Origin of the sequence: Streptomyces sp. Ac-502 (assembly GCF_045222935.1) — a bacterium.
GTDB classification, from domain to species: domain Bacteria; phylum Actinomycetota; class Actinomycetes; order Streptomycetales; family Streptomycetaceae; genus Streptomyces; species Streptomyces monomycini.
This window is the reverse complement of sequence record NZ_JBHFFO010000001.1, coordinates 5,283,621-5,305,437: the sequence shown is the minus strand read 5'-3', so window position 1 is coordinate 5,305,437 and position 21,817 is coordinate 5,283,621. Positions and strand designations below refer to the sequence as shown.

The following is a 21,817-nucleotide window of genomic DNA, read 5'->3' as shown; positions in this document are numbered from 1 at the left end:
ACGCGCCCGAGTGACGCGCTCCGGTCAGAGGTCGAACTCGGCCGGCGGGATGTCCAGCGCGTAGCAGACCTCGCGCACGACGGCCTGCTCGGTCTTGTCGAAGTCGCCGTCGGCGCCGCCGATGACGATGCCGATCTGGATGACGGCGCGCGCCTCGACCGGCTTCTTCTTCACCTTGCCGATCTCCTGCATGAGGCCGACCTTGCCGAAGTCGAAGTCGGCGGTCAGCTTGTCCAGGTAGGTGTCGAAGCGCCGGCGCAGATCGTCGGCGTCGAAGTTCCCCAGCACCTCGTTGGTGGCGATGAGCTGGGCGACCCGCTGCCGCTCGGAGGGGTCGACGTGCCCGTCGGCGGCGGCGACGAGCGCGCACATCGCCATGCTCGCGTCCCGGAAGGCGCCGCTCTTCAGTTCGTTCTTCTTCGCGACGAGCTGGGTCTGCATCGTCTGGGCGGAATCCTTGATCCGGTCCCACAGAGCCATGTGGATCTCCTTGTCGTTCCCGCGCATCGCTGCCGGTCGAGTCATGCGCGAGTAAAATCTACAGCGTTGTAGATTCTGGTGCGTCGGGGCGGTGGGCCGCGGGGGCGGCGAGCGCGGGCAGTGAGTGTGGGCGGTCCGGACCGGGACGGCCGTGCACGTGTGAAGGGCCGGGGCACCGGCCCCGGCCCTTCACATCCCCGTTCCCCCGTCCCCCGTCCCCCGTAAAGCCCCCTCGGGAGACCTCAGGCGGCCGGACTTCGCAGTCAGCAGTCAGCAGTCAGCAGTCAGCAGTCAGCAGTCAGCAGTCCGCAGCCCGCAGCCCGCAGTCCGCAGCCCGGACTCCGCAGTCCGCCGCCCGCCCGCCGTCCGTCAGCGCAGTCGCAGCGCGGTGCGCAGGGTGCTGAACAGCTGCGTCTGGTCGGTGACACCGAGGACGCGGTACGCCTGCGGGCCCTGCGCGGCGATCCGGACCTGCGTACCGGTGTGCTCCTGCGACTTGCCCGGCGTGTTCGTCGAGTAGTTGACCTTCAGCTTGCCGCCCTCGTCGGTGACGAGCGTCGAGGAGAGGCCGGGCGGGTTGGCGTCCAGCGGCACGATCTGGCTGGAGTGGCCGTGGTCGGCGGTGGTGACCACGAGTGTGTCGGGGTGCTTGGCGGCGTAGTCGCGGGCCACCTTCACCGCGCGGTCGAACGCCGCGGTCTCACCGATCTGCCCGCAGGGGTCGGCCGCGTGGTCCTGCTTGTCGATCGAGGCGCCCTCGACCTGGAGGAAGAAGCCCTTGTCCCGGCCGTGGCCGCGCTGCGCCTTCTGCTTCTTCTCCAGCAGTTGGATGGCCTTGGCCGCCTGCTCGTCCAGGGCGGGCGTGCCCTGGGGCCGCTGCGGGTTGCCGGTGGTGCACCGCTGCGGGTCGGTACCGCCGACGGCGGCGGTCTTGCCGGTCCACTCCACGGGCACGTTGCCCGGCGCGAAGAGGCCGAGCACCGGCTTGCCGTGCGCGACACTCCGTACCCGCTTGAGCGCGTCGCGGTCCGTGACGACCTGGTAGCCCAGCTTGCGGGCCTGCTCGGCCACCGTCAGGCCCTTGTACGGGCCTTCGGTGATCTTCTGGTCGAAGCGCTGCCTGCCGCCGCCGAGGAGCACGTCCACCTTGTGGTTGACGCTCTGCTCGGCGATCGAGCCGGGGCCGCCCTTGCTGATCTTGTCGGTGGGGCACTTGGCCATGTCGGCCGGGCCCTGGCAACTGCGGTCGGTGGCGTGCGAGGCGAGCACGGCCGGGGTGGCGTCGGTCAGCTCGGCGGTGGTGACGGAGCCGGTGGCGTAACCGTTCTGCTGCGCCAGCTCCAGGATCGTCGGCAGCGCCTTGTCGGTGTCCGGCGTCTTGGAGATCCGGCCGTTGACCGTCTTGTGGCCGGTGGCCCAGCCGCTGCCGCTGGCCGCGGAGTCCGTGACGTAGTCCGGCTTCTTCCGCTTGTCCACGGCGTACGTCGTGTAGGTGCCGGTCATCGGGAACTTGTCCATGTTCAGCCGTCCGGCGGCGCCCACGGTGTAGTCCCTGGCCAGGGTGATCTCGCTGTCGCCCATCCCGTCGCCGATCAGCAGGATGACGTTCTTCGCCGCTCCGCCCCTGACCGCCCGCTCCGCCTGGTCCTCGGACCCGAACGCGGCGGCTCCCGCGGGTACGGCCACCGCGGTGGCGAGCACCACGGCGGCACCGGTGATGACGCTGCGGCGGGACAGGCGCAGTCTTCGCATGAGTACTCCTCTTCGTACGCCGGCCGGATGCCGACGCAGCGAAGCCCACCAGCCCCCGGTGAATGCGGGGTGACCACCACACGGCGCTCCGGCCGCCGCCACCCCAACGGAGGGCACGGATGCGGGAGGGCGCGAGGTGCGGCGGGCACGGACCGACCGGCCGGCGCGAGCCGGGATGGGCCGACCGGGTGGTGTTCATCCGAAGAACGGCGAATCGCGGTGGCCGGTGCTCGTCTTCCGGCGGCGTCTACACATCATGAGGAAAGTACGCAAATCGGTCATCGGGACAAGCGCCTCAGCGGCGCCGCGCCACCGCTTCACCGCGGCGCCGCCCCGACGGCCCGGAACCACCGCAGGACCGAGCAGAGAAGAGAGGGATCATGGCCACCACCAAGGTCACGAAACTCTGGACCGCCTTCCTCGTCGTCATCGTCAAGTTCCTCGCCGCCCTGGGGTTCCGCACCCCCGCCGCGGCCTCCTCCGTGGCCTTCGCCACGATCCCCGCCCCCGCCGAGGGGAGGCGCGCGGCACGGCCGCCGCGCTCTCCGCCGGGGCGAGGGAGGTGACCGCGCCGCCCGGCAGCAGGACGCACGCGGCGCCGTACCCGGCGACGGGCGCTGCCGAAAGCCCGCACGCCGAGCGTGACTTCGGGTGCCCGGGCGCCGCGCCACTGTTCGCCGCACCCCGGATGATGTACGGGCGGACCCTTCCGCCGACGATGAAGCAGCGCATCCGCGCCGAGGCGCACGGCGCGGCACCCAGCTCCCGCTGCGTGCAGACCGACGCCTTCGACACCCCGCGCGCCGCCTCGTACTCCGCGTCGTACACCGCCCCCGTGGGCGCCCCGCCGGCCCGTGCCGCCGCGGTGCCGTCGCCCCGCGGCGCGGTGCCCGCCGCCCGGCGCCCCGAGCGCGTCCTCTGCCCGGCCTGAGCCGTACGGAGTACGTGCGCGGGGCGTGCCGAGGATCCGTACCGAGTACGCGCCCGATCCGTACCGAGTACGCGCCCGATCCGTACCGAGTACGCGCCCGAACCGCATCGAAGTGCGCGCCCGAACCGTTCCGCGTGAGCCCGTGAGCCCGTGAGCCCGTGAGCCTTCTGGGCCGTACGGCGCAGGTGACGTGACGGCGGACGTACCGGAAACCGGAAGCAGCTCCTCCGGTCCCGGCCGGCTTACGGAAGCGGCCTCTTGGCGGCTCCGTGGGTGAGGTCGAGGTCGAGGCGGCGTTCCCGGTCACCGGCGGCGAGCGTGACCCGGTCGGCGTGCGGCGGACAGCCGGCGGCCGTCAGCGTGTAGGCGCCGCTAGCGAGACCGGTGAAGGCGAAGGTGCCGTCCGGACCGGTCACGGTGTGGAGGGCGGACGCACCGCCCTGATCCTGAAGAGTGACGGCGGCGTCCGGCAGCGGACGTCCGTGCGGGTCCCGTACGGTGCCGCGGACCGCGGTCGCCGGGACGAGCCGGGCATCCTGCCGTGCGGGTGTGCCGGGAGACGTGAAGGAGCGCGCGTGCGGGCGGTGGCCCGCGGCGCTCAGTACCAGGGTGAAGTCACCGGGCGTGAGTCCGGTCAGCTCCCAACCGCCCTGCGCGTCGGCCGTCGTGGTCGCCACGACCGCGCCGTGCGCGTCGGTGAGGACGACGCGGCCGCCGTCGAGCGGGGTGCCGTCGGTGCCGCCGAGCAGGGTGCCGTGGACGCGGCGGGAGCCGGTCCCGGGTGTGGTGACGAGGGTCGACGCGGGCGTGGTGGCGCCCGCGGGACCTGTCGGATGCCCGCCGTCCGAAACGCTCCCCTGCCCGCCGTCCGAAGCGCTGTCCTTCCCGCCGTCCGAGCCGCTTCCGCCGTTCGAAACGCCGGCCTTCCCGCCGCCCTGAGCGGCCCCCTTCCCGCCGCCCGGAGCGGCCCCCTTCCCGCCGTCCGGCGCGGTCCCCTCCCCGCCGCCCGGAGCGACCGACTCGAACTCCCCGCTCTCCTCCCCGCCGCGCGCGAGCAGCTGCGGGCGGGACGTCGCGCGCTGGGACGGGAGGAACGCCGCCAGGACGAGTCCGACGGCGACCGCGCCGGTGGCGATGGCGAACGAGGTGCGGAACCCGGCCATGGTCGGCACCGAGGAGGCCCCCGCCGGGGCGGACATGTGGGCCAGCACCATGCCGATGACGGCGCTCGACACGGACGTGCCGATGGAGCGCATCAGGGTGTTGAGGCCGTTGGCGGCGCTGGTCTCCGACGGGTCGACGGCGCCGACGATCAGGGCGGGCAGCGAGGAGTACGCCAGGCCGATGCCCGCGCCCACGATCACCGAGATGATCACGGTCTGCCAGGCGGCGCTCATCAGGCCGAGCCCGGCGCCGTACCCGACGGCGATGATCAGCATGCCGAGCATGAGGGTGGCCTTGGGCCCGCGCCGGGCGGAGATGCGCGCGTACACGGGGGCGGTGAGCATCATCGTCAGGCCGAGCGGGGCCACGCACAGGCCCGCCACCACCATCGACCGGCCCAGGCCGTACCCGGTGGACGCCGGGAGCTGGAGGAGCTGCGGCAGGACGAGGGAGATCGCGTAGAAGGCGACACCGACCATGATGGACGTGAGGTTGGTGAGCAGGACCTCGCGGCGGGCGGTGGTGCGCAGGTCCACCAGCGGTGCGGCGACACGGAGTTCGAAGACGCCCCACAGGAGCAGGAGGGCGACCGCGCCGCCGAACAGCCCGAGCGTGGTGGGCGAACCCCAGCCCCAGTCACTGCCCTTGGTGATCGGCAGCAGCAGACAGACCAGGCCGACGGTCAGTCCGACGGCGCCGAACACGTCGAAGCGGCCGGTGGCCCGTACGGAGGTCTCCGGGACGAAGGCCACGCTCAGCAGTATGGCCAGCACGCCCAGGCCCGCGGAGCCGAAGAACAGCGCGTGCCAGTCGGCCTGCTGGGCGACCAGGGACGCGGCGGGCAGCGCGAGGCCGCCGCCGACGCCGATGGAGGAACTCATCAGCGCCATGGCCGAGGCGAGGCGTTCGCGGGGCAGCTCGTCGCGCATGATGCCGATGCCGAGCGGGATGGCGCCCATGGCGAAGCCCTGGAGCGCCCTGCCCACCAGCATCGTGGTCATGTCAACCGTGAAGCCGCAGATCAGCGAGCCGACGACCATGAACGCCAGGCTCGTCAGCAGCATCCGGCGCTTGCCGTACAGATCGCCGAGCCGGCCCATGATGGGGGTGGCGACGGCGCCGGTGAGCAGCGTCGCCGTCATCACCCAGGTGGCGTTGCTCGGTGCGGTGGCCAGGAGGGCCGGCAGGTCCTTGATGACCGGTACGAGCATCGTCTGCATGACGGCGACGACGATGCCGGCGAAGGCGAGGACGGGGACGACGGCGCCGCTCCCGGTCCGCCGGGCCCCTTCGGGTGCTGCCAGGGCTGCTTCGGTGGGGTCGGGCAGGGGATGCGCGGCGGTGCGCGCCGGTTCCCCGGTGCGCCGTTCCGTCGTCTGTGGCATAGGTGGGGCCTCCGGTGGGGACAAGTGGATGCCCCCTGAACGCTTTTGCCGTGGTGGGCATTCCAACGGCCGCTGAAAGGCCGCGCTGCGGCCGTCCGCGATGCGCAACTCGCCGTCAAGTGACCGGTTTACGCGTCATTGCCCAGATGCCCGGACCACCCCCGGGAGCGGGTGGTCGACCGTCACCTCACAGACTCAGGACATCACCGTCAACACGCAGGGCACCTGGAAGCTGACGATCGTCGGGCCGCCCGCCGGGCTGCTGATGCCCAGGGTGCCGTCGAAGGCGGCCAGTCGCCGCTGGATGCCCTGAAGGCCGCTGCCGTTCTCCAGGCCCGCGCCGCCGTTGCCGTCATCGGTGACGCTGACGGCCAGCGCGCCGGAGCGGTACTGGATGTCGACCAGCACCCGCCGTGCACCGGAGTGCTTGGTGGCGTTGGTGAGCAACTCGCAGACGGCGAAGTAGGCGGCGGACTCCACGGCCGGTTCCGGGCGGGACGGCAGATTCGCGGTCACCTGGACCTGGAGGCGGCTCTCCAGGGCGAGCGAGCGGACGGCGTCCACGAGGCCGCGGTCGGCGAGCACCGGGGGTGGATGCCGCGGACGAGGTCGCGCAGTTCCTCCAGCGCGCGCATGGAGGCGTCACGGGTCTCGGCCAGCAGCGTACGGACGGCCTCGGGGTTCTCGTCCAGAAGCGATTCGGCGGCGCCCAGCTTCATGCCCATGGCCAGCAGCCGGGCCTGTGCCCCGTCGTGCAGGTCGCGCTCGATACGGCGGATCTCGGCCGCGGACGAGTCGACGGCATCCGTACGGGTACGGGCCAGGTGCGCCACCCGCGAGCCCATCTCGGCCTTGGCGGTGGGCGCCAGCAGGGAGCGCGTGATGCGGGCGTGCAGGCGCAGCACGTACGGGGCGATCAGCAGGCCGACGGGGATCTCGGCCAGGCCGAGGCCGGCGGCGATCCAGGCGGACTCCTGGCCGCGCACGGGCACGAACAGGTACCAGGTGCCGTCCCAGGCCCCGGTCACCGGCTCCCAGATAAACGGCAGCGCCATCCCGAACAGGCCGTGCGCGAGCATCGCGAACGGGACGATCGCGAGGAGGCCCGTCACGGTGACGGCGCACTGCGCCCACAGCACATCACGCCAGGTGGCGCTGTCGGTGAAGACCGCCTCGCAGCGTCGCCAGGCGCCCTTCCAGCCGCCCCCGCGCGGGGCACGGGCCGGTACGGCGCGGCGATCGGCACCCCCGTCTTCCCGGTCAGGCGCCGCTGCGCGCCCGCGGCCCGGCGCAGGACCGCGACCAGGCCCGGCACGAGGAACAGACCGAACCCGACCAGCACCAGGGACATGCCGGCGAGGGCGACCCAGGCGAGGACGACGGCGAGCACACCGAGGAAGAACATGCTCAGGCCGCGCCCCATGGCCGACCATCCGGCGGTGAACCAGTCGCGTCCCTGGCGCACGCCCTGAACGTCGCTTACCGGACCTGGATCTTCGGCCATCTCACTCGTCTCCGTGTCGGTGCGCGTGCCCGGGCCGGAGCCCGGGGGCGGTCGCTCGGTGCGGTGCCTGCGCGGTGTCGTACGCATACGGATTCGCATACGCGTCCATCGTCCGGCGCGCGGCGCCGGTAATCAGTGGTGCTAGCCCTACTTCCGCACGACGGCCGCGCCGGTGGCCGCCCCCGGCCTGACCGGGTCGTGGTGCACGTAGGTCAGGTACGCCAGGACCGCCTGCACCCGGCGGTTGTCGTCCTTGGACGGCAGCAACTGGAGCTTCGTGAAGATGCTGTTGATGTGCTTGTCGATCGCCTTGTGCGTGACGAACAGCGACTCGGCGACGGCCGCGTTCGACCTGCCCTCGGCCATCAGGCCCAGCACCTCCAGCTCGCGCCGGGTGAGGAGGTCCAGGGGCTCGCGGCGCGACCCGTTGTGCAGCAGCCGCTCGACGACCGCGGGGTCCATGGCCGTACCGCCGTTAGCGACGCGGCGCACCGCCTCGATGAACTGGCGGCTGTCGAGCACCCGGTCCTTGAGCAGGTAGCCGACCGAGCCCGCGCCGTCCGCGAGCAGTTCGCGGGCGTACAGCTGCTCCACGTACTGCGACAGGACCAGGACCGGCAGGCCGGGGACGCGGCGGCGGGCCTCCAGCGCGACCTGGATGCCCTCGTCGGAGAAGGCCGGCGGTAACCGTACGTCCACGACGGCCACGTCGGGCCGCTCGTCGAGCAGTGCGCGCAACAGCTCCGGCGCGCTGCCGACGGAGGCGACGACCGTGCAGCCGTGCGCCGTCAGCAGATGCTCCATGCCCTCCCTCAGGAGGAACAGGTCTTCCCCGAGGACGACGCGCATCCGAGCCTCCCCCGCGGCAGCCGCTTCCCGGGTGCCGCCCCCGTACACAGCGCCTCACGACGCCTGCGCTATGCCGTCTCGATGACGCCCCTCCGTTTTCGGGACCTTACCCGGTGCCTCTGACACCCCAGGGGCAATCCGGTGGAGTCCGTCGGTATCCGGCAAACCGCCGTCGTACTTCCGCAAGTCGCTCGCCCGGCGCGGGGTTCGGCGCCGGGGCCCGACGAGCGCGTACCGCCGGCCGTGCAGTTTGATGTACAGGGCATCCTCTGCATGCTTGTCCCGCACGGGAGCACAGTTCGTCAAGAAGCACGACAGTGATGGAGCGTTCCGACTTGACCGCAAGAGTCCTGACTTCGCGAGTAGCAGCCGTCGCAGGCGGCGCCCTGCTCGCTCTCTCCCCTCTGACCGCGCAGGCCGCTCAGGCCACACCCCCCACGCAGAACGCCCCCTCCACCCACACCTTCCAGACCCGGCAGACCCCGCAGACCTCGCGGCCCGCCCAGACCGCGCCCGTCATCGCGGCCAAGGGCGCGGCCCTGGTCGACGGCGCGACCGGCAGGTCGCTCTTCGGCAAGGAGGCGGACACGGCCCGCCCCATAGCCAGCACGGCGAAGATCATGGCCGCCTCCGTGGTGCTCGACACCAAGGGTGTCGACCTGGAGCGGCGGGTCCCCGTCAAGCAGGAGTACCGGGACTTCGTCACCCAGCACGGCTCCAGCACCGCGGACCTCCAGACCGGTGACAAGCTCACCGTCCGCCAGCTGCTCTACGCCGCCCTGCTGCCCTCCGGCGCGGACGCCGCCTACGCCCTCGCCGACACCTTCGGCACCGGCAGCACCAACGACGAGCGCACCGCGTCCTTCATCGCCCAGATGAACGACAAGGCCGGCGAACTCGGCCTCAGCCACACCAAATTCGACTCCTTCGACGGCGCGGGCACCGACGCCAGCACCCCCGACGAGCTGGTGAAGCTCGCCCGCCACGCCATGCAGAACGACACGTTCCGCACGGTCGTCAAGACCAAGCAGTACAAGGGCGAGGCACCCGCGGCCAACGGTCGCACCCGCTACTACACCTGGAACAACACCAACCAGCTGCTCGGCTCGTACGACGGCGTGACCGGCATCAAGACCGGCACCACCACCCCGGCCGGCGACTGCCTGGTCTTCGCCGCCACCCGCGGCGACAAGACCCTCTACGGCACCGTCCTCAACAGCAAGGACCGCTACGCCGACGCCGCTAAGCTGCTCGACCACGGCTTCGGCACCACCAAGGCGAAGTCCCTGAAGCTGCGCGCCCTCCCGGCGAACACCCAGCGCGACTGATCCGTCCCACCGGCACCGACACCGGCAACGACTCCGACACCGGTACGGACACGACAGGGCGCGACCGCCGAAGCGGCCGCGCCCTCCGCGCGAGCCGGGCCCGCCCGCTTCACCGCTCCCAGTACGAGGCCACCGCCTGCGCATACGCCACCCGGAGATCCAGCCACCCGCCCCGCACCCGGAAGCGACCACGCGCCGTCTCGGTCATCACCGCCCGGCCGAAGGGCTTGCCAGGACGCTTCCAGGCCGCCGCGTCGGTGAAGAGCTGGAAGATACCGTCACTGCCCTGCCGACGGCGCGGTGTGCGGAACGGTGACCGCGGTGAGGATGAGGGACTGATCCGCCAGCCAGGTGCCGGTGAAGAAGTGGGTCGCGGCCGGGGTGTTGGGGGCAGGGCCCGGAGCGGGAAGGATTCGGGCGTGGAAGGTGCCCGTGCGGGGTGGGGTGCCGGTGGGTGAGGTGGGCATCGCGGGTGGGCAGTGGAGACGGATCTGGAGGTGTTGGGGGCGTAGTGGGCGGTGGGTCAGGGGGAACCACGCCTTGTAGGCCGACTCCTTCGCGCTGAAGAGGAGGCGGTCGTGGTGCACGCCGGAGTGGTGGGGGCAGGGGCGGAGGCTGTCGCGTTCCTCGGGCAGGGCGAAGGTGTTCAGGACGGCCGGGGGAGGGGCGCGTTGGGTTCGGCGTCGATGCCCAGGGACAGGAGGTCGGTGCTGCGCGCGAGGGCGGCGGCGCAGTAGCCCTGGCGGTGGGTCATGCTGCCCACGATGCCTGCGGGCCACTGGGGGGCTCCGTGTGGCCCGGGCAGTATCGGTGCCGGCGGGGCACCGAGTGCGTGCAGGGCGCGGCGGGCACAGGACCGGGTGAGGGCGAACTCGCGGCGGCGTTTGGGGACGGCGTGCTGGAGGTGCGCGCGTTCCTCAGGGTGCAGGGTGGTGTTGGGGTCTTCGTGGTGGTGGGCAGCGTGGGTAGGGCCTGGGGGACTGGGGGAGGGGTTGGGGTTGGTGGTGGTGCGTACTTCGGCTGCGCGGGCCGTGGGAGGGAGGAGGGCGGTGATCACGGGTACGGGACGGGGGCGGGCTGCGGGGTACTCGGGACGGGTTGCGGGGCACTCGGGGTGGGCTGTGGGGCGTTCGGTACGGGCTGGGGGGCGCGCTGTTTCAGGTGGGTGGCGAAGCCGTCGAGGGCTCGTAGGTGGTACGTGCGGGCGGCCCATCCGAGGCTGAGGTTGTGGCCGGCGTCGGGCTGGCGCTCCACCTGGGCGGGTGCGTCGGCCAGTGCGCCTCGTATCTCGTCCACCGCCCGTGCGTCATGGCACCACCAGCGCTCGTGTTCGGCGAAGGTGAGGCGGACCGGGACGCGGATGCGCGGGGCGAGTTGCCGGAAGGCCTCGGGCCAGCTCAGGGCGTCCGCCGTCTCGCGCGGAGGCATCGGCGTGACCAGGTCGCGGCTGGTGGTGTGGGTGCCGGCGGGGTACAGGCGGAGCGGGCCCCAGTGGAACTGCCAGGCCGCGCGCCCGTCGCGGGAGCGGAGGGTCTGCTCGGCACCGGGGGCGTAGCGGTGGCCGCAGCCTGAGATGTCCACGCCGAGGAGGTCGTCGGCGGGGTGTTCCGCGGCGTGGGTGAGGGCCAGTTTGCCGCCGAAGGAGTGCGCCAGCAGGAACACGCCGGCCCCGGTCGCGTACCGGTGGCGGATGGCGTCGAGTGCGCCGCGGAGGACGGCGGACTGTTCGGGCAGGGGAGCCCGTCGGGGAAGTCGGCGGCGGACAGGCCGTAGCCGGGGCGGTCCAGTGCCAGTACGGAGAAGCCGAGCGCGGCGCCCAGGGTGAGCAGGGAGAGGTCGGGGTGGGCGGGGCCGTGGAAGTACCCGGCGCGCATTCCGGCGCCGTGCAGCGCCACGACCATGGCGCGGGGCGGGCCGGAGAGGGGCGCGCAGTGCAGTCCGGAGAGCTGGACGCCGTCGGCCTGCACGACGACCTGGCGTACGGGGGCGAGGGGCGTGGCGTCGAGGGTGGGGACGCCGAGGGGCGGGGTCGGGGGAAGCCCGACGGCGGGCACGCGAGGTCGGTCACGGTCTACTCCTTGACGTCGCAGATCGGGGATCCGGCGGAGACGGACGCGCCGACTCCGGCGGTCAGGCCCACGATCGTGCCGGCCTTGTGAGCGGTGAGCGGCTGCTCCATCTTCATGGCTTCGAGGACGACGACCAGGTCGCCTTCGGCGACCTGCTGGCCTTCTTCGACGGCGATTTTGACGATGGTGCCCTGCATGGGGGAGGCGAGGGTGTCGCCGGAGGCGGCGGAGCCGGTCTTCTTGGCGGCCTTGCGCTTGGGCTTGGCGCCGCCGGCGACCGCGGCGCGGGCCAGCGGCATGCCCAGGGAGGACGGCAGGGAGACTTCCAGGCGTTTGCCGCCGACCTCGACGACGACCGTCTCGCGGGTGTCGGCCTCGGCTTCGTCGGTGCCGGGCGCGGCGAAGGGCTTGATGGTGTTGACGAACTCGGTCTCGATCCAGCGGGTGTGGACCTGGAACGGTGCGGTGGAGCCGGTCAGTTCGGGCGCGAAGGCCGGGTCGGTGACGACGGTGCGGTGGAAGGGGATGGCGGTGGCCATGCCTTCGACGGTGAACTCGTTCAGTGCGCGGGCGGCGCGCTGGAGGGCCTGCTGGCGGGTGGCGCCGGTGACGATGAGTTTGGCGAGCAGGGAGTCCCAGGCCGGGCCGATGACCGAGCCGGACTCCACGCCGGCGTCCAGCCGCACGCCCGGGCCGGCGGGGGCTTCGAAGGTGGTGACGGTGCCGGGGGCCGGGAGGAAGTTGCGGCCGGGGTCTTCGCCGTTGATGCGGAATTCGAAGGAGTGGCCGCGTACCGGCGGGTCGTCGTAGCCGAGTTCTTCGCCGTCGGCGATGCGGAACATCTCGCGGACCAGGTCCAGGCCGGTGACTTCTTCGGTGACCGGGTGTTCGACCTGGAGGCGGGTGTTGACCTCCAGGAAGGAGATGGTGCCGTCCTGGCCGACGAGGAACTCGCAGGTGCCCGCGCCCTGGTAGCCGGCTTCCTTGAGGATGGCCTTGGAGGCGCGGTAGAGCTCGGCGTTCTGTGCCTGGCTCAGGAACGGTGCGGGGGCTTCCTCGACCAGTTTCTGGTGGCGGCGCTGGAGCGAGCAGTCACGGGTGGAGACCACGACGACGTTGCCGTGCTTGTCGGCCAGGCACTGGGTCTCCACGTGGCGGGGGCGGTCGAGGTAGCGCTCGACGAAGCACTCCCCACGGCCGAAGGCGGCGACGGCCTCGCGGACGGCGGAGTCGTACAGCTCCGGGACTTCTTCGAGGGTGCGGGCGACTTTGAGGCCGCGTCCGCCGCCGCCGAAGGCGGCCTTGATGGCGATGGGCAGGCCGTGCTCTTCGGCGAAGGCCACGACCTCCTCGGCGCCGGAGACGGGGTCGGGGGTGCCGGCGACCAGGGGGCGCCGGCGCGCTGGGCGATGTGGCGGGCGGCGACCTTGTCGCCGAGGTCGCGGATGGCCTGGGGCGGGGGCCGATCCAGGTGAGTCCGGCGTCCAGGACGGCCTGGGCGAATTCGGCGTTCTCGGACAGGAAGCCGTAGCCGGGGTGGACGGCGTCGGCGCCGGAGTCGGCGGCGGCGGTCAGGACCTTGGTGATGTCGAGGTAGCTGGTGGCCGGGGTGTCACCGCCCAGTGCGTAGGCCTCGTCCGCCGCGCGTACGTGCAGGGCGTCGCGGTCGGGGTCGGCGTAGACGGCCACACTCCCGATGCCGGCGTCCCGGCACGCCCGGGCAACGCGGACAGCGATTTCGCCTCGGTTGGCGATGAGCACCTTGCGCACGACGTGGTCAGCCTTTCTGGGCCGGGAGGGAGGCGGAGGGAGAGGGGGACGGGGGCGGTGAGGTGAGGGCCGCGGGGCGTCCGGGAGGCGGAAGCGGTCAGCGCTGCCAGCTTGCCGGGGAGCGGTACGGGCGGCCGAGGTCACCGGCTCCCCACGGCGGGGCAGCCGGGACGGGCCGGGACGGCGCGTCCCGGTGGTCGCGCCCACGGGTGAGGAGGAGGGCGGTCAGTACGGCGATCTCGTCGCTGCTGGGACGGCCGCGCACGATACGGAACAGGCTCTCCGCCCGCGGCAGAGGCTCTTCGACGGCATCAGCGGTACTGACGGCATCGGTGGCATCGACGGTCACAGGTGCACTCCTCGAAGACGTCACTGGGGCTGGTTGCCGTGCTTGCGGCTCGGCAGTCCGGCGTGCTTGCCGCGCAGCATGGCCAGCGAGCCGATGAGGACCTGCCGGGTGTCGGCGGGGTCGATCACGTCGTCGACCAGGCCGCGCTCGGCCGCGTAGTACGGGTGCATCAGCTCGGACTTGTACTCCTTGACCATCTGCGCGCGCATCGCCTCGGGGTCGTCCGCCGCCGCGATCTGCTTGCGGAAGATGACGTTGGCTGCGCCCTCCGCGCCCATCACCGCGATCTCGTTCGTCGGCCAGGCCAGCGAGACGTCCGCGCCGATGGAGCGCGAGTCCATGACGATGTACGCGCCTCCGTACGCCTTGCGCAGCACCACCGAGATGCGCGGCACCGTGGCGTTGCAGTACGCGTACAGCAGCTTCGCGCCGTGCCGGATGATGCCGCCGTGCTCCTGGTCCACGCCGGGCAGGAAGCCGGGCACGTCCACCAGGGTCACCAGCGGGATGTTGAAGGAGTCGCAGAACTGGACGAAGCGCGCGGCCTTCTCGCTGGAGTGGATGTCCAGGACGCCGGCCATGGCGCGGGGCTGGTTGGCCACCACGCCCACGACCTGGCCGTCGAGCCGGGCCAGCGCGCACACGATGTTCTGCGCCCAGGTGGCGCTGATCTCGAAGTAGTCGCCGCCGTCCACGATCTCGGCCACCACCTCCCGCACGTCGTACGGCTGGTTCCCCTCGGCCGGCACCAGGTCGCGCAGGATCTCGGTGGTGCGGCCGGGGTCGTCGGCGCAGGGTTCGGACGGGGGAGTTCCCGGTTGTTCTGCGGGAGCATCGAGAGCAGGTAGCGGACCTCTTCGATGCAGGTCTCCTCGTCGTCGTACGCGAAGTGGGCCACACCGGAGGTCCGGGCGTGCACGTCCGCGCCGCCCAGGCCGTTCTGGGTGATCTCCTCGCCGGTCACCGCCTTGACCACGTCGGGGCCCGTGATGAACATCTGCGAGGTGTCGCGGACCATGAAGACGAAGTCGGTGAGCGCCGGGGAGTAGGCGGCGCCGCCCGCGCACGGGCCGAGCATCACGCTGATCTGCGGGATGACGCCGGACGCCTGGGTGTTGCGCTGGAAGATGCCGCCGTACCCGGCCAGGGCGGTCACGCCCTCCTGGATGCGGGCCCCGGCGCCGTCGTTGAGGGACACCAGCGGCGCGCCCGCGGCGATGGCCCGGTCCATCAGCTTGTGGATCTTGTCGGCGTGGGCTTCGCCGAGGGCGCCACCGAAGATCCGGAAGTCATGGGCGTACACGAACACGGTCCGGCCGAACACCGTGCCCCAGCCGGTGATCACACCGTCGGTGTACGGCTTCTTGTGCTCCAGGCCGAAACCGGCGGCCCGGTGGCGGCGCAGCTGCTCCACCTCCTGGAAGGAACCGTCGTCCAGGAGGAGGTCGATCCGTTCCCTGGCCGTCAGTTTTCCCTTGGCGTGCTGGCGCTCGGTGGCGCGTGGGTCCGGGCCGTCGGCCGCCGCCCGGCGTCTGCCCCTGAGCTCGCTGAGAGATTCCTGCATCATGCGTTGTCCCCGTCCGTGTGAACCAGAAGTGGGCCCGAAGGTGCTCCGCTGGTGGTGGGCGAGCGGCGGGCCGGTGCCGCGGCGACGCGCCTGGGCCGGTGCGTCGCCGCGGCGTCCGGCCGCGATGGTGCCGGACGTACGAGGCGGGCCGGGTGGAGCTCCGGCCCGTCCGGCGCCTACGCGGCGGCGGTGACCCGGTCCAGCTGGCCGTTGACGTAGTCGACGAGGGCCTGCGGGGTGGTCAGTTCGTCCATCGGGGCCTCGTCCGCCGCCACCCCGAGTTCCTGCTCGATACGGGAGAGGGTCTCCAGCAGGGCGATGGAGTCGTAGCCAAGGTCCTCGAAGGTGAGCGTGGCGACGTCGCCGTCGAGGTCGCCGTTCTCGGGCTCGCCGGCGCAGTCGCGCAGGATGGTACGGAGCCCGCCGAGGGTGAAGGTCATGTCTGGGTCCTTTCGGTGAGGAACGTGGAAGGGGTGGGGGCCACAGGCCGGGTACGGCGGTGCGGGCCGGGCAGTCCGGTGGGGGCCGGTCAGGAGACCCGCGAGACCACCGCGGCGGAGTTGAAGCCGCCGTCTCCGCGGGCGAGCACCAGCACGTGGTCCAGTGCCGCCGGGCGCGGGCCGCCGAGTACCAGGTCCAGGCCCAGTTCCTCGGCGAGGCCGCCGGTGCCGACCGTCGGCGGGATCTCTCCGTCGCGGATGGCCAGCAGGGCGCTGACGACATCGGTCGCGGCACCGGCGCCGTACGTCCGCCCGGTCATGGTCTTGGGCAGGGCCACCGGCACCCGCCCCGGGCCGAACAGGTCGACGATGGCGGCGGCCTCGGCCCGGTCGGCGCCGGCCTCGGCCGCGCCGTCGGCGAAGACCGCACCGATGTCCTGCGGGGTCAGGCCGGCGTCGTCCAGGGCGATCCGGGCGGCCCTGGCCAGCGTCGGCGGCTGTCCGGTCGCCGGGTGCGGGTCGAAGGTGGACCCGTAGCCGGTGATGGCGCCGTAGATGTTCCGGGCGCCGCGTTCCCGGGCGGCGCCGAGCGGTTCCACGATCATCATGGCGCTGCCCTCACCGGGCACGTGGCCGCGGGCGGAGCCGTCGAACGGGGCGTACGCGGTGGCCGGGTCGGCGCCGGTGCTCAGGTTTCCGGCGGTCATGGCGGCGGTGAGGCCGTACGGGCAGACCGGGGCGTCGGCGCCGCCGGCGACCACGAACCGCTGCCCGGCACGCAGCCGCCGCCGGGCCTGGGCGAGGGCGTCGATGCCGCCGACCTGCCCGGTGACGACCACGCCGCTGGGGCCCTTGAGCTGGTGGCGGATGGAGGCCTGGCCGGTGTTGACGCCGTAGAACCAGGCGTAGGACATGTACGCGGTGACGTAGCGGGGGCCCTTGCTCCACAGGCTCTGCAGCTCCCGCTGGATGAACTCCACCCCGCCCACGGCGTTGGCGGTGACCACCGAACCGGCGAACTCCTCGAAGGCGGCCGGGTCCAGCTCCGCGTCGCGCAGCGCCCACTCGGTGGTGGCCAGGGACAGCTGGGTGGCGCGGTCCGTGGCCGGGAGGAGACGGCTGGGGATGTGCTCCCGGGCTTCGAAGCCGTCGATCTCACCGGCGACCCGGACGGGGTAGGCGGAGGCGTCGAAGCGGGTGATGGGGCCGAGCCCGCTGACGCCCTTGCGGGTAGCGGTCCAGAAGTCCTCGGTACCCAGCCCGTTGGGGGCTGCTACGGATACGCCGGTGACGACCGGCAGTTCGTCGTCGGTCACCGCACGGGGCCCGGTGGCCGCCGGTCCGTGTGCTGTCCGGTGTTCCGCGTTCATCGGTTGGCGCCTTCCTTGACGAGTACGGCCGCGCTCTGGAAGCCGCCGAAGCCGCTGCCGACGCTCAGGGCCACGTCGACCCGCTGCTCGCGTGCCTCCAGGGGCACGTAGTCCAGGTCGCAGTCCGGGTCGGGGGTGTGCAGGTTGGCCGTGGGCGGGATGACGCCGTGCTCGATGGCCAAGGCGCAGGCCGCCAGCTCGATGGAGCCGATCGCGCCCAGGGAGTGGCCGATCACGGACTTGATGGAGCTGACCGGTGTCGTGCGCGCGGCGTCGCCGAGGCTGCGCTTGTACGCGGCCGTCTCGTGCCGGTCGTTCTGCTTGGTGCCCGAGCCGTGGGCGTTGATGTAGTCGATGGCCTCCGGGGCGATCCGCGCGGTGGCCAGCGCGGAGTCGATCGCGGCGGACATCTCCCGGCCGTCCGGGCGCAGCGCCGTCATGTGGTGGGCGTTGCACCGGGCGGCGAACGCCGCGACCTCGGCGATGACATGGGCGCCGCGGGCGTGGGCGTGCTCGGCGGTCTCCAGGACGAAGACCGCGGCGCCCTCGCCGAGCACGAACCCGTCACGGTCGCGGTCGAAGGGCCGCGAGGCGTGGCCGGGGTCCGCGTTGTTGGCGGAGGTGGCCTTGATCGCGTCGAAGCAGGCCACGGTGATGGGTGTGATGGGGGCGTCGGTGGCCCCGGCGATCACGACGTCCGCGCTGCCCTCGCGCAGGATGTCGCAGGCGTACCCGACGGAGTCCAGCCCCGAGGTGCAGCCCGCGGAGATCATGGCGGCCGGGCCCTGGGCGCCGGTGAGCCAGGCGATCTCCCGGACCAGCGAGCTGGGGGTGTTGTAGTCCGCCAGGTACGGGCCGGCCTTGCCCGGCGTCAGCTCCCAGGAGGCGCCGTCCCCGCTGATGTCGCGGTAGGCGCGGTCGAGTTCGCGTACCGAGCCCACGGCACTGCCCAGGGCGACGCCCATCCGGGCCGCGACCCGGTCGGTGACCTCCAGGCCGGACTGTTCCAGGGCCTCCCGGGCGGCCACGTGGGCGAACTGGGAGGAGCGGCTCATGCGCTGTGCCTGTTCCTCGGTGAGCCCGTTCTCCTCGGGCCGGAAGTCGCACTCGGCCGCTATGCGTGAGCGAAATCCGGTGGCGTCGAATGCGGTGATGTTCCGGGTGGCGCTCCGCCCGCTCGTCAAGGTTTCCCAGAAATTCTTGACACCGATTCCACGCGGGGCCACCACGCCGATTCCGGTGATCACTACGCGCCTTGGCGGCAGCATGCTCGAATCCCCCTAAGCCTTACCGTCTTGAATTGCGGATGTCCGCAACGTGTTCCTGAATGCTGACGGTGTCGCGGTGGCTGCTGGAAGGGTCCGGGGACCCAACGGGGAAATGTTGTCAGGCGGCATGGATTCCGTGTGCCCGGCTGCGGCCACTCCTGGCCCGTGGCCCGGCCGCACCCCTGTGACGTGGAGTTTCGTAACCTCGGCGGCTCTTTGGGCCCTGAGGCCCTGTCTCGCTCCGGGCGCACCTGGAAGGCTGCGTGAAAGACGGTCCATTTCGTGCTGCATTCGAGGAGGCAAGGGGACACAGTGGAAATCTGTGACGTGGCCGTGGTCGGTTACGGCCCGGTGGCACAAGTGCTGAGCGCCCTGCTGGGACAGTCCGGGTACAAAGTCGCCGCCTTCGAGAAACAACCGGCCATCGCCTGCTCGCCGCGCGCCATCCATATCGATGACGAGATCATGCGGCTCATGGAGAAGATCGGCGCGGGCGCGGAGATCCGCGAAGGCGCCGTGTGCTGGGACACGTACGACACCAGGACCGCGGCATTCGGCGGTGAACTCCTGCGCCATTTCGACTGGAGCGGCATCGGCCGGCACGGCTGGCGCGAGCACTGGAGCTTCTACCAGCCCCGTCTCGAAGCCGCCGTCGACCGCCGGGTGCGGGACTGCCCCTCGGTCGCGGTCCACTTCGGTACCGAGGCCGTCGCGCTGGCGCAGGACGCGGACGGCGTGACGCTGACCGTGGCCGACTCCGCCACCGGTGAACGCCGTACCGTACGGGCCCGCCACCTGGTCGGCGCCGACGGTGCGGACGGCTTCGTCCGCGAGGCGCTCGGCATCGCCGTGACCCGCGGAGCCGGCGGGCCCCGCCGGCTCGTGCTGGACGTCGAGGAGAAGCACCCGATGTCCTTCGCGTTCGAGAACGGGCACTTCCTGGACCCCGAGCGGCCCGGCTGCCTCTTCCGCCTGGGCGCCGCCCACCGCCGCTTCGAGTTCCAGCTCTTCGACCACGAGGCCGCCGAGGACTTCACCGAGGAACGGGCCTGGGAGCTGCTGTCCCCGTGGGGCGGACCCGACGACTTCACGCTGCTGCGCCGGCCGGTGATCGCCTTCCGCGAGCTGATGGCGGAGACCTGGCAGGCCGGCCGCTGCTTCCTGGCCGGTGACGCGGCCCACGCCATGTGGCCGTTCGCGGGGCAGGGCATGTGCTCGGGCATGCGCGACGCCGCGGCGCTGGCCTGGCGGCTGGACCTGCTGTACCGCGGCGCCGCCGACGCCTCGGTCCTCGACACCTACACGGCCGACCGCAAGGACGACGTACAGAGCTGCATGGACCAGGCGCGGCAGGTCGGCGAGCCGTGCATCGTCCTCGACCCGGAGCGGATCGAGCGCCGCAACGCCACGATGCGGGCCCAGCTGGCCGACCCCGCGCTGCGCCCGGTCCCCGCCCAGCGGCCCGGCCCCCGGGCGTTCGCCCGTGGCGGCGACCCGACGGCGGGCCGGCCGGCCATCCAGGCGGACGTCCGGGCAGGCGGCCGCCAGGGGATGTTCGACGAGGTCGTCGGGCACGGATTCGTCCTGCTCACCAGCTCCGCCGAGGCCGTCGCCGCCGTCTCCTCCCTGGCACCGGAGGTGCGCGCCGTGCTGGACGCGGCCGGCGTGACCGTCGCCCATGTGGGCCCGGAGGGTTCCGCGGCCCCGATCACGGACGTCACGGGAGCGTACGGCGACTGGCTGGCCGAACTCGCCGCCGACTGCGTACTGATCCGCCCGGACTTCGCCGTGTACGGATCCGCCATCGGAGGGCCCGGCAGCCGGGACCTGCTGACGGACTTCGCCGCTTCCCTGACGGCCCGGCACCTCGCCCAGGCGTGAGGCGGCCCCGCAGGCCCCGACGGGCCGGCCCGCCCCGGCCGCCGGCTCACCCACCACAGCCGGCCCACCCACGACCAAGGAAACCGTCATGCCGCACACACCGGAAACAACTGTCAGCATCGCCCACCACTCACGCCAGGGCCACACGGCCGTCCTGGCCGCGGCTGTGGCCGACGGCGCGCTGGAGGCCGGGGCGCAGGCCCATCTGATCGCGGTCGACCGTCTCGACGAGGACGGCTGGCGCCTGCTGGACGCCTCCGACGCGATCGTCTTCGGCTGCCCGACCTACATGGGCAACGTCTCGTCGGAATTCCAGGCCTTCGCCGAAGCCACCTCGCGCCGTTGGCTGGACGGAGTGTGGCAGGACAAGATCGCGGCGGGCTTCACCAACTCGGGCTGCCTGAGCGGCGACAAGCTCCAGGTGCTCCAGGCACTGACCATCCTGGCCGCCCAGCACGGGATGCACTGGGTCAACCTCGGCCTCAAGCCGGGCTTCAGCGCCAGTACCGACACCATGGACACCCCCAACCGCCTGGGCCTCTTCCTCGGCGCCGGCGCCCAGTCCCCCGCCGACCTGGGGGACGAGGGCCTGCACAAGTCCGACCTGGAAACCTGCCGGCTGCTCGGCGTGCGGGTGGCCGCGGTGAGCGCGGCCCTCACCGCCGGGACGCGGCTGCTGGCCGACGGCGTACGGGCGGGGGCGGCATGAGCGTGGAAGCCCACGACCCCGCGGCGGCGACCTGCTGCGCGACGGCGGAAGAGCCGCGGGACACGGCCGAACTGGGGCGCCTGTCCCCGGTGGCCGACCACGTCTACGCCTTCACCCAGCCCGACTGGGGCTGGGGCCTCAACAACAGCGGAGTGATCGCCACCGACGAGGGCGTCCTGCTGGTCGACACCTGCTTCACCGAGCGGCGGACCACGAGGCTGCGCGAGGAGACCGCGCGGGTCAGCGACGCGCCGGTGCGGTACGTGGTCAACACCCACCACCACGGGGACCACACCTTCGGCAACTACCAGTTCCCCGAGGCCGCCGTCATCGGCCACCCGTACTGCCGCGACAAGATCCTCAGCGAGGACCTGGCCGTGGTCCCGTACTTCGACACCGTGGAGTGGGGCGACATCAGCGTCCGCCCGCCAACGGTGCTGTGCGAGGACCGTCTGACGCTCCGGCTCGGCGGCCTCACGGCCGAGGTCATCCCGGTCGCCCCGGCCCACACGCTGGGCGACGTGGTGGTGTGGCTCCCCGGGCCGCGGGTGCTCTTCGTCGGGGACATCATCTTCAACGGCTGCACGCCGGTGATCACCGACGGCTCCCTGTCCGGCATCCGCGCCGCGCTGCGGACCCTGCGCGCGCTGCGGCCCGAGGTGGTGGTCCCCGGCCACGGCCCGCTCGCGGGCCCCGAGGTCTTCGACGCCGCCGACGAGTACTTCGACTTCGTCGAGGACGCCGCCCGTGAGGGTCGCGCCCGCGGACTGAACCCGCTGGAAGCCGCCCGGGCGGTGGACCTGGGCGCGTACGCCGCCTGGAACGATAGCGAACGCCTGGTGGCCAACATCGCGCGGACGTACTCGGAGATGGACGGCGAGCCGGTCGGAACGCCGCTCCAGCGCAAGGAGATCGCGCCGATGATGACGGCCTTCGCGGGCCGGCCGCTGCGCTGCCGGGCCTGACGGCTGTCGGCTGTCGGCTGTCGGCGCACTTTCGCA

General features: G+C 72.3%; 19 protein-coding genes and 2 pseudogenes. 6 read left to right on the top strand and 15 right to left on the bottom strand.

The genetic code is table 11. The annotated features are described in order from the left end of the window. Positions 1 to 24 precede the first annotated feature (24 nt). A complete protein-coding gene (locus ACEXOX_RS23940) occupies positions 25 to 480 on the bottom strand; it encodes a tellurite resistance TerB family protein (RefSeq protein ID WP_406526448.1) in 456 nt (151 codons plus the stop codon). 369 nt (positions 481 to 849) lie between these two features. Next, entirely contained in the window at positions 850 to 2,232 is a 1,383-nt protein-coding gene (locus ACEXOX_RS23935) for an alkaline phosphatase (protein ID WP_406523145.1), read from the bottom strand. A 380-nt stretch (positions 2,233 to 2,612) separates the two neighbouring features. Here ACEXOX_RS23935 and ACEXOX_RS23930 point away from each other — a divergent pair, with 380 nt between their 5' ends. Both ACEXOX_RS23930 and ACEXOX_RS23925 read left to right on the top strand, forming a co-directional pair. After that, positions 2,613 to 2,798, top strand: a complete 186-nt coding sequence (locus ACEXOX_RS23930; RefSeq protein ID WP_406523143.1) for a hypothetical protein — start codon at positions 2,613 to 2,615, stop codon at positions 2,796 to 2,798. After that, positions 2,795 to 3,163, top strand: coding sequence for a DUF6344 domain-containing protein (locus ACEXOX_RS23925; protein ID WP_406523142.1), 369 nt, complete (start codon positions 2,795 to 2,797; stop codon positions 3,161 to 3,163). The genes ACEXOX_RS23930 and ACEXOX_RS23925 overlap by 4 nt, the downstream gene beginning before the upstream one ends. Before the next feature lie 242 nt (positions 3,164 to 3,405). Here ACEXOX_RS23925 and ACEXOX_RS23920 read toward each other — a convergent pair whose 3' ends face one another. From ACEXOX_RS23920 to ACEXOX_RS23905, 4 genes are all read right to left on the bottom strand, one after another. Further along, entirely contained in the window at positions 3,406 to 5,712 is a 2,307-nt protein-coding gene (locus ACEXOX_RS23920; protein WP_406523141.1) for an MFS transporter, read from the bottom strand. Positions 5,713 to 5,907: 195 nt separating this feature from the next. Then, entirely contained in the window at positions 5,908 to 6,276 is a 369-nt protein-coding gene (locus ACEXOX_RS23915; protein ID WP_406523139.1) for a sensor histidine kinase, read from the bottom strand. Next, positions 6,225 to 7,145, bottom strand: coding sequence for a histidine kinase (locus tag ACEXOX_RS23910; protein WP_406523138.1), 921 nt, complete (start codon positions 7,143 to 7,145; stop codon positions 6,225 to 6,227). The genes ACEXOX_RS23915 and ACEXOX_RS23910 overlap by 52 nt, the downstream gene beginning before the upstream one ends. A 218-nt stretch (positions 7,146 to 7,363) precedes the next feature. Then, on the bottom strand, positions 7,364 to 8,065 hold the full coding sequence (locus ACEXOX_RS23905) for a response regulator (protein WP_406523136.1): 702 nt from the start codon (positions 8,063 to 8,065) through the stop codon (positions 7,364 to 7,366). Positions 8,066 to 8,385: 320 nt separating this feature from the next. On the opposite strand from ACEXOX_RS23905, the gene ACEXOX_RS23900 reads away from it, so the two are divergent. Further along, entirely contained in the window at positions 8,386 to 9,393 is a 1,008-nt protein-coding gene (locus ACEXOX_RS23900) for a serine hydrolase (RefSeq protein WP_406523134.1), read from the top strand. A 278-nt stretch (positions 9,394 to 9,671) separates the two neighbouring features. Here the strand turns inward: ACEXOX_RS23900 and ACEXOX_RS23895 are convergent, their stop codons facing one another. The 9 genes and pseudogenes from ACEXOX_RS23895 to ACEXOX_RS23855 all read right to left on the bottom strand — a co-directional run bounded on the left by ACEXOX_RS23895 (position 9,672) and on the right by ACEXOX_RS23855 (position 18,226). Beyond that, positions 9,672 to 10,028: a 4'-phosphopantetheinyl transferase superfamily protein gene (locus tag ACEXOX_RS23895; protein ID WP_406526447.1), complete on the bottom strand. Its 357-nt coding sequence runs from the start codon at positions 10,026 to 10,028 to the stop codon at positions 9,672 to 9,674. Positions 10,029 to 10,039: 11 nt separating this feature from the next. Further along, positions 10,040 to 10,450 carry a 4'-phosphopantetheinyl transferase gene (locus ACEXOX_RS23890; RefSeq protein ID WP_406523132.1) on the bottom strand — a complete coding sequence of 137 codons (411 nt, stop codon included), beginning with the start codon at positions 10,448 to 10,450 and terminating at the stop codon, positions 10,040 to 10,042. Further along, entirely contained in the window at positions 10,447 to 11,055 is a 609-nt protein-coding gene (locus ACEXOX_RS23885; protein WP_406523131.1) for a hypothetical protein, read from the bottom strand. Before ACEXOX_RS23885 ends, ACEXOX_RS23890 begins: the two co-directional genes overlap by 4 nt. A 409-nt stretch (positions 11,056 to 11,464) precedes the next feature. Further along, positions 11,465 to 13,232: pseudogene (locus ACEXOX_RS23880) on the bottom strand (acetyl/propionyl/methylcrotonyl-CoA carboxylase subunit alpha). Positions 13,233 to 13,329: 97 nt separating this feature from the next. Next, on the bottom strand, positions 13,330 to 13,581 hold the full coding sequence (locus ACEXOX_RS23875) for an acyl-CoA carboxylase subunit epsilon (RefSeq protein WP_406523129.1): 252 nt from the start codon (positions 13,579 to 13,581) through the stop codon (positions 13,330 to 13,332). Between the two features lie 20 nt (positions 13,582 to 13,601). Further along, positions 13,602 to 15,148: pseudogene (locus tag ACEXOX_RS23870) on the bottom strand (acyl-CoA carboxylase subunit beta). Between the two features lie 176 nt (positions 15,149 to 15,324). Further along, the gene (locus tag ACEXOX_RS23865; protein ID WP_406523127.1) at positions 15,325 to 15,588 is read right to left on the bottom strand and encodes an acyl carrier protein; all 264 of its coding nucleotides are present in this window, start codon (positions 15,586 to 15,588) and stop codon (positions 15,325 to 15,327) included. An 89-nt stretch (positions 15,589 to 15,677) separates the two neighbouring features. Continuing rightward, positions 15,678 to 16,958, bottom strand: coding sequence for a beta-ketoacyl synthase N-terminal-like domain-containing protein (locus tag ACEXOX_RS23860; RefSeq protein WP_406523125.1), 1,281 nt, complete (start codon positions 16,956 to 16,958; stop codon positions 15,678 to 15,680). Further along, complete coding sequence (locus ACEXOX_RS23855) at positions 16,955 to 18,226, bottom strand: beta-ketoacyl-[acyl-carrier-protein] synthase family protein (protein ID WP_406523123.1); 1,272 nt, start codon at positions 18,224 to 18,226, stop codon at positions 16,955 to 16,957. The genes ACEXOX_RS23860 and ACEXOX_RS23855 overlap by 4 nt, the downstream gene beginning before the upstream one ends. A 312-nt stretch (positions 18,227 to 18,538) precedes the next feature. On the opposite strand from ACEXOX_RS23855, the gene ACEXOX_RS23850 reads away from it, so the two are divergent. From ACEXOX_RS23850 to ACEXOX_RS23840, 3 genes are all read left to right on the top strand, one after another. Next, on the top strand, positions 18,539 to 20,107 hold the full coding sequence (locus tag ACEXOX_RS23850; RefSeq protein WP_406523121.1) for a bifunctional 3-(3-hydroxy-phenyl)propionate/3-hydroxycinnamic acid hydroxylase: 1,569 nt from the start codon (positions 18,539 to 18,541) through the stop codon (positions 20,105 to 20,107). An 88-nt stretch (positions 20,108 to 20,195) separates the two neighbouring features. Then, on the top strand, positions 20,196 to 20,816 hold the full coding sequence (locus ACEXOX_RS23845; RefSeq protein ID WP_406523120.1) for a flavodoxin family protein: 621 nt from the start codon (positions 20,196 to 20,198) through the stop codon (positions 20,814 to 20,816). Continuing rightward, positions 20,813 to 21,781 carry an MBL fold metallo-hydrolase gene (locus ACEXOX_RS23840; RefSeq protein WP_406523118.1) on the top strand — a complete coding sequence of 323 codons (969 nt, stop codon included), beginning with the start codon at positions 20,813 to 20,815 and terminating at the stop codon, positions 21,779 to 21,781. The genes ACEXOX_RS23845 and ACEXOX_RS23840 overlap by 4 nt, the downstream gene beginning before the upstream one ends. Positions 21,782 to 21,817: the final 36 nt, after the last annotated feature.